The 14,249-nt window shown below is 71.0% G+C and carries 10 protein-coding genes; 7 read left to right on the forward strand and 3 right to left on the reverse strand.

The window, feature by feature from the left end; genetic code table 11:
• Position 1 precedes the first annotated feature (1 nt).
• Entirely contained in the window at positions 2-916 is a 915-nt protein-coding gene (locus AB0A65_RS12800) for an ABC transporter permease (protein WP_359950662.1), read from the reverse strand.
• On the reverse strand, positions 913-2,013 hold the full coding sequence (locus AB0A65_RS12805; protein ID WP_359950664.1) for an ABC transporter permease: 1,101 nt from the start codon (positions 2,011-2,013) through the stop codon (positions 913-915). The genes AB0A65_RS12800 and AB0A65_RS12805 overlap by 4 nt, the downstream gene beginning before the upstream one ends.
• Before the next feature lie 347 nt (positions 2,014-2,360).
• Between AB0A65_RS12805 and AB0A65_RS12810 the strand changes: the two genes are divergently transcribed.
• The 7 genes from AB0A65_RS12810 to AB0A65_RS12840 all read left to right on the forward strand — a co-directional run bounded on the left by AB0A65_RS12810 (position 2,361) and on the right by AB0A65_RS12840 (position 12,728).
• A complete protein-coding gene (locus AB0A65_RS12810) occupies positions 2,361-3,584 on the forward strand; it encodes an NADP-dependent isocitrate dehydrogenase (RefSeq protein WP_359950666.1) in 1,224 nt (407 codons plus the stop codon).
• A 208-nt stretch (positions 3,585-3,792) separates the two neighbouring features.
• Entirely contained in the window at positions 3,793-4,521 is a 729-nt protein-coding gene (locus tag AB0A65_RS12815) for an NTP transferase domain-containing protein (protein WP_359950668.1), read from the forward strand.
• Positions 4,521-5,576 carry an iron-containing alcohol dehydrogenase family protein gene (locus AB0A65_RS12820; RefSeq protein WP_359950670.1) on the forward strand — a complete coding sequence of 352 codons (1,056 nt, stop codon included), beginning with the start codon at positions 4,521-4,523 and terminating at the stop codon, positions 5,574-5,576. The genes AB0A65_RS12815 and AB0A65_RS12820 overlap by 1 nt, the downstream gene beginning before the upstream one ends.
• Entirely contained in the window at positions 5,563-7,242 is a 1,680-nt protein-coding gene (locus AB0A65_RS12825) for an ABC transporter permease (protein WP_359950672.1), read from the forward strand. The genes AB0A65_RS12820 and AB0A65_RS12825 overlap by 14 nt, the downstream gene beginning before the upstream one ends.
• A gap of 126 nt (positions 7,243-7,368) precedes the next feature.
• Entirely contained in the window at positions 7,369-9,483 is a 2,115-nt protein-coding gene (locus AB0A65_RS12830) for an acyltransferase family protein (RefSeq protein ID WP_359950674.1), read from the forward strand.
• A 205-nt stretch (positions 9,484-9,688) separates the two neighbouring features.
• Positions 9,689-12,010 (forward strand): acyltransferase family protein, encoded by a 2,322-nt coding sequence (locus AB0A65_RS12835; protein ID WP_359950676.1) that lies wholly within the window; start codon positions 9,689-9,691, stop codon positions 12,008-12,010.
• A 121-nt stretch (positions 12,011-12,131) separates the two neighbouring features.
• Positions 12,132-12,728, forward strand: coding sequence for a hypothetical protein (locus AB0A65_RS12840; RefSeq protein WP_359950678.1), 597 nt, complete (start codon positions 12,132-12,134; stop codon positions 12,726-12,728).
• A gap of 36 nt (positions 12,729-12,764) precedes the next feature.
• On the opposite strand, the gene AB0A65_RS12845 is transcribed toward AB0A65_RS12840, so the two are convergent.
• Positions 12,765-14,246, reverse strand: a complete 1,482-nt coding sequence (locus AB0A65_RS12845; RefSeq protein WP_359950680.1) for a glycosyltransferase — start codon at positions 14,244-14,246, stop codon at positions 12,765-12,767.
• Positions 14,247-14,249: the final 3 nt, after the last annotated feature.

Here is a 14,249-nt window from a genome sequence, read left to right on the forward strand (position 1 = left end):
CTCACCTTTCCCGGAGGCGCGGGTTGAGGGCCTGGTCGAGGCCGCGGCCCATCGTCACGAGCCCGATCGTGAAGAGCACGATCATGATGAGCGGGGCGACGACGAACGGCAGGGCGACCGGGTTGAGGTAGAAGTTCTGGCCCCAGGACTGGTGGATCATCAGGCCCCAGTTCGGCGTGCCGGAGGGCATGAGGCCGAGGACGTAGAGGCCGACGATCGCGTAGATCGCCTGGTTCACCGAGATCACGAAGTTCACGAAGATGAACCCGGCCATGTTCGGGAGGATCTCCCGGAAGACGATGCGCGCGGCGCCCAGGTTCTGGAGCCGGGCCGCCTCGACGAACTCGCGCTCCTTGAGGGACATGACCTGCGCGCGGATCGAGCGGAACAGGAAGGCCCACATGGTGGAGCCGACCACGATCGAGATGCCCCACGGCGGGATGTCCTCGAAGAACGCGACGACCGCGAGCATGAGGAGGAACTGCGGGATCGTGACGGTGACGTCGGTGAGCTGGAGGAGCACCGCGTCGACGCGGCCGCGGAAGTACCCGGCGATGGAGCCGAGGGTGACGGCCACGAAGGTCGCCATGAGCGCGGCGAGCGTCCCGACCCAGATGGGCTGGGCGCCGGAGTTCACCAGGATCGTGAAGGTGTCCTTGCCCTCGTACTGGGTGCCGAGCCAGTGCTCCGCGGACGGCGAGGTCCAGATCTGGGTGGTGTCGGTGGGGTTGTCCTGGTTGATCAGGAGCGGCCCGACGAAGGAGAACAGCACGATCGCGAGGACCAGGAGCGTCCCGGCGAACCCGGCGGGGGAGCGGGTCAGACCGGTCCACAGGCGGCCGAAGAACGTCTGGCCGAACTGCTTGCGGGGCTTCGCGATGGCGGCTTCAAGAGCGGGGTCGAGGGTGGTCGTCACGCTTCCTGCCCTTCGGTCTTGATGCGCGGGTCGATCCGGACCAGGAACAGGTCCACGATGAGGCTGGCGATGACCACGGAGGTCGCGAGGATGATCACGGACGCCTGGACGACCGGGTAGTCGCGGTTCGAGATGGCCTGCATGAGCATCTGGCCGGCGCCGGGGTACTGGAGGATCTGCTCGATGACGATGGAGCCGCCGACGAGCGTGCCGAGCTGGAGCGCGATCTGCGGGATGATCGGCAGCATCGCGTTGCGGCCCACGTAGCTGCGGCTGATGCGCCCGGGCTTGAGGCCGCGGGCCTGCGCCACCGTCACGTAGTCCTCGGTGAGGACCTCGGTGGTGGCGGCCTTCATGTTGAGCATGAAGGAGCCGGTGGCGGTGAACGCGAACGCGAGGATCGGCAGGACCGCGTGGAACAGCGCGTCCCCGAAGAACACGAAGTTGAAGCCCGGTTCGACGCCGGCGGTGATGCGCCCGCGCATGTCCAGGAACGGCAGGACCCCGAGGATCGTGTAGCCGACGACGATGACCGCGGCGATGAGGATGTAGTTCGGGACGCCGGTGAGGAAGGACCCGACGGAGGTCATCGCGTGGTCGAACCAGGAGCCGCGGCGGTAGGCCATGGCCATGCCGACGGTGAGGCCGATGACGATCGCGAGGACGACGCCCGCGCCGACCGCGAACAGCGTCCACGGCAGGTACTCCATGACGTGCTCGAACACGGTCTTGGAGGGGTTGGTGAGGGAGTTCCCGAGGTCGAAGGTGACCAGGCCCTTGAGGAAGTCGAGGTACTGGACCCACACGCTCGCGTTGGGGTCGTACGCGATGATGTTCGTCGCCGTGGCGACGGCCTGCTCGTGGCTCATCCCGGAGCTGTTGAGGCGCCCGGCCATGATCTCGATCGGGTCGCCGGGCATGAAGTGCATGAGCAGGAACGTGATCGTCGCGACCAGCCAGATGACGAACACCGACTGGCGTATGCGGCGGAACGCGTAGGAGGCCCAGATCCGCCGCAGGACGGACGGGCGCGCGGCGGCGGGCGTACCGACCGCCGCGTCATCGGACCGCGGCGGGGGTGCGGTAGGTGCGGTCACCTGGCACTCCTTCGTGCGTGGGGTTTCGACTGAGATCCCGAAACAAATTGGAAAGATTGTTTCTAGTTAACGAACTTACCTGTCGTGACCCGGGGCACGCCAGCCTTGAGACGGAATCGTTACGTTGAACTTCAGGGAACGTTTTCCCTGGTCTCACTCGGGAGGCGCTGTCCGACGGTAGCCGGTCGGCGACGGGCCGGATCCATCATCGCGCGGGGCGCTGTGGCCAACGACTCGCCGGGCGGCCGACGGACCTCCGCCCGCGCCCAGTACGCTCGTACTGTTAGGAGCTGTAGCTCCCCGTCCCGACCACGCGCGGCGAAGCGCAAGGAGAGGTGCCGAAACCCATGGCCAAGATCAAGGTCGCGAACCCCGTCGTCGAGATCGACGGCGACGAGATGACCCGCATCATCTGGAGCAAGATCAAGGACGAGCTGATCCACCCCTACCTGGACGTGGACCTGCACTACTACGACCTCTCGATCGAGCACCGCGACGCCACCGACGACCAGGTCACCGTCGACGCCGCCAACGCGGTCGCCGAGCACCACGTCGGCGTCAAGTGCGCGACCATCACCCCCGACGAGGCCCGCGTCGAGGAGTTCGGCCTCAAGAAGATGTGGCGCTCCCCGAACGGCACCATCCGCAACATCCTCGGCGGCACCATCTTCCGCGAGCCGATCATCATGAGCAACGTCCCGCGCCTGGTCCCGGGCTGGACCAAGCCGATCATCGTCGGCCGCCACGCCTTCGGCGACCAGTACCGCGCCACCGACTTCAAGGTCGACCGCCCCGGCACGCTCACCGTCTCCTTCACCCCCGACGACGGCACCGAGCCGATCGAGTTCGAGGTGGCCCGCTACCCGGAGGGCGGCGGCGTCGCGCTCTCCATGTACAACTTCAAGAAGTCCATCGAGGACTTCGCGCACTCCTCGTTCCGCTACGGCCTCCAGCGGAACTACCCGGTGTACATGTCCACCAAGAACACCATCCTCAAGGCGTACGACGGGATGTTCAAGGACACGTTCCAGGAGATCTACGACAACGAGTACAAGGCCGAGTTCGAGGCCAAGGGCCTCTCCTACGAGCACCGCCTCATCGACGACATGGTCGCCGCGGCGCTCAAGTGGGAGGGCGGCTACGTCTGGGCCTGCAAGAACTACGACGGCGACGTCCAGTCCGACATCGTGGCGCAGGGCTTCGGCTCGCTCGGCCTCATGACCTCGGTCCTCATGACCCCCGACGGCCAGACCGTCGAGGCCGAGGCCGCGCACGGCACCGTGACCCGCCACTACCGCGCCCACCAGCGCGGCGAGAAGACCTCGACCAACCCGATCGCCTCGATCTTCGCGTGGACCCGCGGCCTGGCCCACCGCGGCAAGCTCGACGGCACCCCCGAGGTCACCGCGTTCTCGCAGACCCTGGAGAAGGTCGTCATCGACACCGTCGAGGGCGGCAAGATGACCAAGGACCTCTCCCTGCTCATCGGCAAGGACGAGCCCTGGCAGACCACGGACGAGTTCCTCGACACCCTGTCGGAGAACCTCGCCAAGGCGATTGCCGCGAAGTAAGGCGTAACCGGGTCCGCACCGGACTCGTTGTAGAGGGAGCGGTCACCGTTCGCGCGGTGCCCGCCCCTTCCCAGTTGGAGGCCCCGGCCGACGTGTGCAGGCGCACACTCGGCAGGGGCCTCCCCCCTTTCGCGGCTTGTAAACTAGCCGGGTTGCACACCGGTTCGCGCAGATTGCGCCGCCGGTGCCCCCCGACCGAAAGGCAGACATGAGAGGCGTCATCCTCGCCGCCGGACAGGGGCAGCGCCTGCGCCCCGACACCGACCGCCTCCCCAAGACGCTCCTGCCGGTCACCGGGACCGAGACGATCCTCGACACCATCGTGCGCGGCCTCGCCGAGGTCGGCGTGACGGACCTCGCGATCACCGTCGGCCACGCCGCCGAGAAGATCCGCGAGCACGCCCCTGAGCTGGAGTCCCGCTACGGCGTCGCCGTCACGATCGTCGACAACGACAAGCCGCACTGGAACAACGCCTACTCGCTGTGGACCGCCCGCGAGCGGTACGCCGGCGGCGCGATCCTCGTCAACGGCGACACCGTCCACCCCGCGAGCATCGAGCGGCGCCTCCTGGCCGCCGCCGAGGACGACCCGCGCCTGCTCCTGGCCCTGGACGACCACAAGCAGCTCACCGACGAGGCCATGAAAGTGGCGATTGGCGAGCACGGCGTCGAGCTCATCCACAAGCAGCAGCCGATCGCGGCCGCCGCGGGCGAGTACATCGGCGTGAGCCTCATCCCCGCGGGGATCGCCGAGGAGCTGACCAAGGCCCTCGAAGCGACCTTCACGCGCGACTCGACCCTCTACTACGAGGACGCCTTCCAATTGCTGGCCGAGGCCGGGCGCATCGGCACGGTCTCCACCGGGCCCGTCGCCTGGACCGAGGTCGACGACCACGCCGACTGGGCCGTGGCCCGAGACATCGCCAAGGCCCTCTAGTGCCCACGTTCGCCCGCACGGTGCTGGCCCCCATCACCGTCGAGGTCTCCGCGGGCGCCGTCGCGCGCCTCCCGGAGCTCCTCGCGGACTCCCGGATCTCCTCGGGCGGCCGCGTCGCCGTCGCCCTCGGGCCGGGCCTCGGCGAGACCATCGCCGACCAGCTCGACCACCTCCCCGACGCCACGGTCCACACCGTCGTCCCCGGCAGCCTCGACAGCGCCAAGGAGCTCACGAAGCGGCTGCGCGACGACCACCGCGTGGACGCGCTCGTGGGCATCGGCGGCGGGAAGCTCCTCGACACCGCCAAGTGGGCCGCCTCCGACCTGGGCCTGCCGATGGTCTCGGTCGCCACGAGCCTCGCCCACGACGGGCTCGCGTCCCCCACGGCCTCGCTCGAACGCGACGGCGTCTCCGTCTCCTACGGGGTCCACCCGCCGCTCGCCGTCCTCGCCGACCTCGACTTCATCCGCAACGCCCCCGCGCACCAGCTCCAGTCCGGCATCGGCGACGCACTCACGAACCTCTCCGCGGTCGCCGACTGGCACCTGTCGCACGAGGTGAACGGCGAGCCCGTGGACGGCCTCGCCGCCGCCATCGCCCGCACCGGCGCCGAAGCGGTGCTGCGCCACCCCGGGACCATCGCCGACGACGCGTTCCTGGCGACCCTCGCCGACGCGCTCATCCAAGGGGGCCTCGCCTCCTCGATGGCCGGGTCCTCGCGGCCCTGCTCGGGCGGGTGCCACGAGATCGCGCACGCCCTTGAAGCGCTCCACCCCGGCCTCGCGACCCATGGGGCCGAAGGGGCCGTAGGGGCGCTCGTGTGCACCTGGCTGCGGGGCGACGAGGCCCTGTTCGCCGAGCTCGCCGCGGCCATGGAGCGGCACGGCCTGCCGCGCACCGCGAGTGAACTCGGGTTGACAACGGCCCAGCTCGCCACAGCGGTGGCCTACGCGCCGAGGACGCGGCCAGGCCGTTATACGATTCTCGAACATCGTGAACTGGACTCGGTGGCGCTGGAGCGACACCTGACGGAGATGATGAATGAGCTCGATTAGCCCGCACCCCGACGGCGTCTCCGGCCCAGCCGGGAACCGCGACGGGAGCCCGGACCCCACCGACGCGGCCGCCCCCCAGGGCGGCTTCGGCGCCGGGCCTTCGGCCGCTCCCGCGGGATACCCGCCGGGGGCCATGAGCTCCGGTTCGGCCGCGTTCGCGAGCCCGCCGCCGTCGGCCGCGCCCGGCATCACCCCGCCGCCCCACCCCGGCGCTCCGGGGCAGCCCCCGGGCGCCCCGCAGGCTCCTGCGCCGCAAGGCTATGCGCCCCAGCCGGGCTACAACCCCGCCGCGCCGCAGCACCCCGCGGCGCACCCGGGCCAGGTCCCGCCGCCGCCCGCCGCGTACGGCTCCCCACAGCAGCAGCCCTACGGGGCCCCGCAGGCGCCGTACCCCGCGCCGCAGCACCAGTCGCCGCAGCCGCCCCACCCCGGGCAGCCCCAGCACCACCAGACGCCGCCCCCGCCCCACCCGGGCCAGCAGCCGCCGCCCCCTCCCGGCTACGGGCAGCCGGGGCAGCCGCCGCAGCCGTACGGGCAGCCCGCGCCCCACCCGGGCCAGCCGCAGCACTACCAGCCGCAGACGCCCCCGCCGCCGCCCGCCGTCGCGCCCCCCGTGCCGCAGGCCGCGGGCGGACCGGGCCAGGTCCCGCAGGCGCCCTACGCGACCCGCGTCGAACCGGGCCGCGAGATGCCGATGGCCGGGCAGTCGCCGATCCGCCGGAACATCGACGACACCGCCGAGCTCCCCGCGTTCCTCGACTCCGCGCGCCGCGACGAGGGCCCGATCGACAACACCCGCGAGGCCGAGGCCAAGCCGCTCAAGCGGAAGTTCCCGCTGACGACCGGCTTCACCGCGCTCCTGCGCCACCGGTACGCCATGTCGGTCCTGGTCCGCCGCGACCTCGCCGTCAAGTACCAGTCGACCGTCATGGGCTACGTGTGGTCGCTCATCGAGCCGCTGGGCCTGACCCTCATCTACTGGTTCGTGTTCGACCTCGTCTTCGGCGGCGGCAAGTCGATGCCGAACGACCCGGGGACGCCCCAGGCGGGCTACCTGATCTTCATCGTCTCCGGCATCTTCGCGTACCAGTGGTTCAGCACCGCCGTCAACCAGGGCCAGACGGCACTGGGCGGGCAGGCCAGCCTCATCACCGTCATGAAGGTCCCCAGAGAGGTCTTCCCGGTCTCGAAGGTCTTCGCGCGCTTCGCGGAGTACCTGGTCGGCTTCCCGATCCTGATCGGCGTCGCGCTCCTCGACGGCGGCACCTTCGGGCTCAACCTGCTGTGGCTGTTCCCGGCGATCCTCGTCCAGGCCATGCTCACCACCGGGATGGTGTTCGTGCTCTCCGCGGCGAACGTCCTCTACAAGGACGTCTCCCGGTTCATGCCGCTGGTGATGCGCGTGCTGTTCTACGGCTCCGCGATCATCTACCCGGTCTCCAAGGTCGCCGATGCGGACACGATGAAGGAGCACCCGTGGCTCTTCGACGTGTTCTCGTCGAACCCGCTGGTCGGCATCTTCTCGATGCACCGCGGCGCGTTCATCCCCGAACTGGCCCCGACCATGTACCAGGTCGCGGTGGCCTTCGGCTTCTCCGTCTTCCTGCTGTTCTTCGGGCGCTGGATCTTCTACAAGCTCGAACCGCGCGTCCTCAAGGCGCTCTAGACGAGACGACGGCCCCGACCTCCTGGTCGGGGCCGTTTCGTTTCCCTCCGGGCCGCGCGGCGTTCATCCCCGGGCCACCTCGCTCCTGGACACTGTCCCGATGCCTTCGACGTGGCGCTCCGCCCGATGACGACCACCGCGAGCCGCACCGACACGCTCCTGCTGCCCCGCATCGCCCCCGAGCCCGACCGCTGGCCCGGCCTGGGGTTCCGCCCCGACGTCCAGGGCCTGCGCGCCGTCGCCGTCGGCCTGGTCCTGCTCTCGCACGCCGGGTTCCCCAGGGCCGCAGGCGGGTACGTCGGCGTGGACGTGTTCTTCGTCCTCTCCGGGTTCCTCATCACCTCCCTGCTCGTCAAGGAGGTCTTCGCGACCGGCCGCGTCTCCATCGCCGGGTTCTACGCCCGCCGCGCCCGCCGCATCCTCCCCGCGGCGGCCGTCGTCACCGTCGCGACCGCCTTGGGCGCGTGGGTGTTCTTCCCCGTGACCCGCCTCGACGCGGTACTCCAGGACGCCCTCGCCGTCGTCGTCTACGTCGTCAACTACCGCTTCGTCGCCGAGCAGACCGAGTACCTCAACGCCGACCAGATGCCGTCCCCGTTCCAGCAGTTCTGGTCCCTGGCGGTCGAGGAGCAGTTCTACGTCGTCTGGCCCCTGCTCCTCCTGGTCCTCCTCCTGTGCACCGGAAGACGCCCCCGCCGCCTCGTCACCGCCGCGATCGTCTGCTCCGCACTGATCTTCGCCGCGACCCTCGCGCTCTCGGTCACCGTCACCGCCGCGTCCCAGCCCACCGCCTACTACGCCGCCCACACCCGCGCCTGGGAACTCGCCGCCGGAGCCCTCCTCGCCCTCAGCCTCCCTGCCCTGAAGAAGACCCCGCGGGCCCTCGCCTGGGTCCTCGGCCTCGGCGGCCTCGCCGCGATCCTCCTGTCCGGCTTCATGTTCACCGAGGCGACCCCCTTCCCCGGGTACGCCGCCCTCGCCCCGGTCCTCGGCACCGCCGCCGTCATCGCCGCGGGCTCGGGCCCCGGCCGCAACCCCGCCTCAGCGCTCCTCGGCACCGCCCCGTTCCAATTCTTCGGCCGCATCTCCTACAGCCTCTACCTCTGGCACTGGCCGATCCTCATCCTCGCCCCCCTCGCCCTCGGCACCGACCCCACGCTGCGCCTCAACCTCATCCTCCTCGTCGCCACCGTCGCCGTCGCCCAGCTCTCCTACACGTACATCGAAGAGCCCGTCCGCAACTGGCGCCCCCTCAAACGCAACGCCCCCGGCCTCCTCATGGGCCTCACCGCCTCCCTCGCCTGCGCCGCCGCCGTCCTCGCCCTCCTCCACGTCTTCCCCAAGACCCCCGACGGCACCGAACCCGTCGACCTCACCCAGGTCGAAGCCGCCGACGACCTCACCGCCCAGGAACAGCGCCTCCGCGACGGCCTCGCCGTCACCGAACTCCCCGCCGACCTCGTCCCGTCCCTCACCGGCGCCGCCGGGGACCGGCCCGCCACCTACGACGACGGCTGCCACCTCGACTTCGCGGACGTTGCGCTCCCCGACGGCTGCTCCTACGGCGACACCGGCTCCGACATCGAGGTGATGCTCGTCGGCGACTCCCATGCGGCGCAGTGGTTCCCGGCCTTCGCGGCCCTCGCCGACCGCAACGGATGGGAGCTGGTCTCCCGCACCAAGAGCGCCTGCACGCCCGTGTCCGTGCGCGTCGACAGCACCATCCACGAGGGCGAGTACACCGAGTGCTGGGACTGGAAGCAGGAGGTCTTCGCCGAGATCGACGCCCTGGAACCGGAACTGCTCGTCATCGGCACCTCCGACAAGACCGGCGTCTCCGGCCTCGAAGGCGAGGCCGCCGCCGAGGCGTGGAACGCCGGGTGGACCGAGACGCTCCTGCGGTCCGAGGCCGCCCAGCAGGTCGCGGTCCTCGCCGACACCCCCTGGGCCACCGGCGAGGCCGCCCCCGACTGCCTCGCCCTCCACCAGGACGACGTGCAGTCGTGCGTGGCCGAGAACCCCTACGCGATCACCTACGAGGACCGCCGCGAAGCCGGGTTCGCGGCCCAGGAGACCTGGCGCGCCCACATCGTCGACACCGAGCCGTGGTTCTGCATCGACGGGCAGTGCCCGCTGGTCGTGGACGACATGGCCGTCTACCGCGACGGCCACCACGTCTCCACCCCGTACGTCGCGTCCCTCGCGAACGTCCTGGGCGAGGCCCTGCCGAACCTCCAATGAGGTTGCAGGAGCGACAAATCGGACCCGAATCGCCCGTGCGGCACCGCACCGCGCGACCGCCCTCGGTACGATGTGAGCAAGGCCCGCAACCAGTTGCGTGTCCGGTAGGTCGGATTGGTCACCACTGAGTCCGCGATAGGGCCGGATGCGCCTAGTATGGGGCGCGACCCAGCCCCGGCAAGCCGCAGACGGAGACACTCGCACCATGACCTCGCCCCAGCCCCCGCGGCCGCAGTCCCGAGCCGCCACCGGGGGCGGCGTCAACGAGGAGACCCTCCACCTGCCCGCGACCACGCCCGGCTCGGCGGCCCACACCTCCCCGGTCACCCAGCGCACCGCCCCCAGCCCCTACCCGGTCCGGCCCCCGTTCCGCGCGCCCGCGCCGCCGCCCCCCGCGCCCCCGGCCCCGCCAGGGATGCGCACCACCGGCGCGCACCCTCGGCCCGCCCCCGCCCCGGCCCGCCCGCCGCAGCGCTGGGAGGGCGTCGGCTTCCGGCCCGACATCCAGGGCCTGCGCGCCGTCGCCGTGGCCCTGGTCCTCCTCTCCCACGCCGGGTTCGCGTTCGCGCAGGGCGGGTACGTCGGCGTGGACGTGTTCTTCGTCGTCTCCGGGTTCCTCATCACCTCCCTGCTCGTCAAGGAGGTCTTCGACACCGGGAAGATCTCGATCGCCGGGTTCTACGCCCGCCGCGCCCGCCGCATCCTCCCCGCCGCCTCCGCCGTCACCATCGCGACGGTCCTCGGCGCGTGGCTGTGGTTCCCCGTGACCCGCCTCGAAGCGGTCATGCAGGACGCGTTCACCGTGATCGTCTACGCCGTGAACTACCGGTTCGTGGCCACCGAGACCGAGTACCTCAACGCCGACCAGATGCCCTCGCCGTTCCAGCAGTACTGGTCCCTGGCGGTCGAGGAGCAGTTCTACGTGGTGTGGCCGCTGCTGCTCATCGGCCTCCTCGTCCTCGCCAAGCGCGCGCCCCGCAAGTTCGTGAACTCCGCGCTCGCCGCGTGCGCGGGGCTCTTCGCGCTCAGCCTGGTCCTGTCGGTGCTCACCACGCAGGTGTCGCAGCCGACCGCGTACTACGCGGCCCACACGCGGATCTGGGAGCTGGCGGCGGGCGCGATCCTCGCGCTCATGCTGCCCACGCTCAAGCGCATCCCGAAGGTCCTCGCGTGGATCCTCGGCCTCGCCGGGCTCGCCGCGATCATCGCCGCCGGCGTCGTGTACGACGCGGCGACGCCGTTCCCCGGGTACACCGCGCTCCTCCCGGTCCTGGGCGCCGCGGCGCTCATCGCCGCGGGCACCGGCGCCGCGAACCCGGCCAGCTCGCTGCTCGGCACCGGCCCGTTCCAGTACGTCGGGAAGATCTCCTACAGCCTGTACCTGTGGCACTGGCCGATCCTCATCCTCATCCCGCTCGCGGTCGGCGCTGAGCCGACGGTGGGACTCAACGTGGTGCTGATCCTCGCCACGATCGCCGTCGCGCAACTGTCGTACCTGTACATCGAGGAGCCGCTGCGCCGCGCCCGCCCGCTCAAGACGAGCAACATGTGGGGCCTGGTCACCGGCGTCGCGTGCTCGCTCCTGGGCATCGGCATGGTCCTGGTCCTCACCCTCGGGTTCGGGAAGGTCCCGCCGCAGGAGGACGACGCGGTGGACCTGGAGGCCGTCGAGGAGGTCGAGGACGTCTCCGAGATCGAGACGCGCCTCCAGGAGGGCATCGCGACCACGCAGGTCCCGGCCGACCTGGAGCCGTCGCTGACGGGCGTCGCCACCGACCAGCCGGAGATCTACGGGAACGGCTGCCACCTGGACGCGTGGACCGAGGACCTCCCCGGCGACTGCGTGTTCGGCGACACCGAAGGCGACAAGACCGTGATGCTCGTGGGCGACTCCCATGCGGCGCAGTGGTTCCCGGCGCTGGAGCCGATCGCCGAGGCGAACGGCTGGAAGCTGCTGACCCGCACCAAGAGCGCGTGCACCCCCGCGACGGTGACGGTCTACAACGGCGACGTCGGCGGCGAGTACACCGGCTGCGCCGACTGGCGCGACAGCGTCCTCGACGAGATCGACGAGATCAAGCCCGCCATGGTCGTCCTAAGCGGCGAGGACGCGCCGCCGCTGGTCGAGTGGGAGGACGACAGCCCCGAGCGGTGGGCGCAGGGCTGGACCGACACGCTCGCGCGGATCACCCCCTCGGCCGGGCAGACCGTGGTCCTCACCGACACCCCGCGCAGCCCCAGCGGGGACCCGATCCCCGACTGCGTGGCGCTGCACCAGGACTCGGTGGACGAGTGCGTGATGGAGCGGTCGGAGGCCGTGGACGACTCGGGGAACCGCGAGGCCGCGTTCGCCGCCGAGCAGGAGGCCGGGGCGCAGGTCGTGGAGACCGTCGGCTGGTTCTGCTACGCGGGGGAGTGCCCGGTGGTCACCGGGAACCTGCTCGTCTACCGCGATTCCCACCACATGAGCACCCCGTACGCGCGGTCGCTCACGCAGCTGCTGGAGGAGCGGCTCCCGGCCCTGTGAGCTGTGGCGCAGGCCGGTCCGCGCCCTGCTCGCGGGCCTCGTCCGTGGAGGGCGCTTGGTACAGTGTGTATCGAGCCCTTCCCCGTCGGGAGCCCGAGATCCCCCTTGAGAGGAACGCCCCATGCGCAGGCTGACCGCACTCGCCGCACTCGTGCTGCTGTTCGCCGCCGGCTGCACCGGCTCGGAGGACCCCGGCACCGAGGACCCGGGCGGCGACGAGTCGACCGCCCCCGCCGCACCGACCGTCCCGCTCGAACTGACGCTGACGGCGCCGGCCGGGTTCACCGCGGCCGAGGGCGAGGACCGCGAGGTGCTCTTCGCGAACGACCACTTCACGTACACGTTCTACGTCGCGGGCACCGAGGGCGGCTTCGACCGCATCCAGGTGACCTCGTACCTGCTCAGCGAGGGCACGGACACGTCCTCCTATGACTCGCAGGCGAACCTGGTGACCGACTACTTCGGGAAGCTGAACCAGGACATCTCCCTGGACAACTTCTACCCGACGGTCGTGCACCGCCACGACGGCGTGTACCGGTTCGGCTCGGTCGACGTCGACGGCGTCACCGTCAAGTGGCAGGACCACTTCGTGTTCGCCGGGCAGTACCTCATCGACATCACGTGCTCGTGGGACGCGGCCTTCGCGCAGGTCGACGCCGCGTGCGGCGAGATGACCTCGTCGTTCCCGTTCCCCGCGGAGTTCACGACCCTTTCGTAAGCGCCTCAAGCAAAGCGGCCTTCGCGGGTCCGCCCGTCACAGGTCCAGGCCGAGCGCGCGGAAGCGCGCCCGGTGGGCCTCGTGGCTGAACAGCCGCCGAGTCGTCTCGAAGCCCGCCTCGCGCTGCTCCAGCCACTTCGCGTGGTCGCCGGTCAGCTCCGCGATGAGCGCGGCGACATCGGCGGGCTCGGCGTACAGGGCCCCCGATCCGAACGCGGGCTTGAACACGGGCGGCAGGACCACCGGGACGCCCGCGGCCATCGCCTCGACGGGCGCGCGCCCGAACGCCTCCAGCCACGACGAGCACGTGTAGTACACGTACACGTCCAGGCCGCTGAGGAACTCGCCGACGGCGACCTCGTCGAACCGGTGGCCGACCCAGTTGGACGGCAGCCGCCCGAGGGTCCGCCGCGGCACGTCGACGCCGCCGAGGACGCGGATCTCGAAGCCGGGCCCCGCCGGGTAGCAGGCCCGCAGGTGCGTGGCGAGCTCCGGCCACTTCGACAGGTGGTCGCGGGAGTGGCGGCCGACGCGCACCACGTCCCCGACGGGCTCGTCGCCCCGGACCTCGGTGGTCTTCAGGTCGATCGAGGGGTACCAGTAGTCGGCAGACAGGTCCACGCCGTCGAGCTCGTCGGCGTGGTGGTCGAGCAGGGCCTGGTGGACGAGGGGGCCGACGGTGACCCAGCGGTGCTCCCCGATCCAGTCGGTGAGCTTGCGGTGCACGCGGTCCACGTCCCACACGCGCTTGCGGCCGACGCCGCCCTCGTAGTAGGTCATGGGCGCCTGGTTGACGACGAGCATCCGCCGCGCGGCGTCGATCTCCGGCAGGTCGTCGCGCAGCTGCGACGCGAACGGCGGGAACCGCATGAGCAGCAGGTCCGCGGACACCTTCGCGCGGTCGCCGACGATCCGGACCCGGTCGCCGTCCACGGCGTCGAGGACCTTCCCGTTCAGGGGCCGCCCGGGGTGCATCTCGAACAGCGGGTTGTGGACCAGGCCCACGCGCATCCCCGCGGCCTTGAGCAGCGCGATCTCGTTGAGGTTCGAGGAGGTCGTGCCGCCGGGGAGGTTGAAGTTCGAGGCGATGACGACGTCGTACCGCTCCTCCGGGCCGCTCCCGGCGGCGCGGGGGGCCGCGAGCGCGGCGGCCGCCGCGCGGCGCACGGCCCGCGTGTGGCCGGTGTCGGTGCTGATGGAGGCGAGCGCGGGCGAGGCGGCGGACACGAAGCCCGCGTCCAGGCGCTCCTGCCACTTGCGCACGTTCGCGAGCGCGCGGGTCTCGCGCTGCGCGGCCCGCAGGCGCCGGCGCGACAGCAGTTGCAGCGGCGAGGCGACCCCGGAGTCGCGCATCCGGTTGCGCAGCAGGTAGACCACGAGCGCGGCCTCCCCGGCGAGGACCACGGCCATCGCGGGCAGGTACACGGCGGGCGGGGCGGTGAGGGCGAGCGCCGCGACGGCGAGCGTCACGGTGCCGAACACGGCCCCGGCGAGCGCGAGCCTCTTGGCGGTGCGCATGCG

The sequence above is a fragment of the Glycomyces sp. NPDC047010 genome, from assembly GCF_040644205.1.
In the GTDB taxonomy this organism is placed as follows: domain Bacteria; phylum Actinomycetota; class Actinomycetes; order Mycobacteriales; family Micromonosporaceae; genus Glycomyces.

Excerpts from the sequence above, each read along its gene's own strand:
- AB0A65_RS12830 (WP_359950674.1), top strand. The coding sequence starts at position 7,369 with ATGACGACCACCGCGAGCCGCACCGACACGCTCCTGCTGCCCCGCATC.
- AB0A65_RS12835 (WP_359950676.1), top strand. The coding sequence starts at position 9,689 with ATGACCTCGCCCCAGCCCCCGCGGCCGCAGTCCCGAGCCGCCACCGGG.
- AB0A65_RS12840 (WP_359950678.1), top strand. The coding sequence starts at position 12,132 with ATGCGCAGGCTGACCGCACTCGCCGCACTCGTGCTGCTGTTCGCCGCC.
- AB0A65_RS12845 (WP_359950680.1), bottom strand. The coding sequence starts at position 14,246 with ATGCGCACCGCCAAGAGGCTCGCGCTCGCCGGGGCCGTGTTCGGCACC.
- AB0A65_RS12815 (WP_359950668.1), top strand. The coding sequence starts at position 3,793 with ATGAGAGGCGTCATCCTCGCCGCCGGACAGGGGCAGCGCCTGCGCCCC.
- AB0A65_RS12825 (WP_359950672.1), top strand. The coding sequence starts at position 5,563 with ATGAGCTCGATTAGCCCGCACCCCGACGGCGTCTCCGGCCCAGCCGGG.
- AB0A65_RS12810 (WP_359950666.1), top strand. The coding sequence starts at position 2,361 with ATGGCCAAGATCAAGGTCGCGAACCCCGTCGTCGAGATCGACGGCGAC.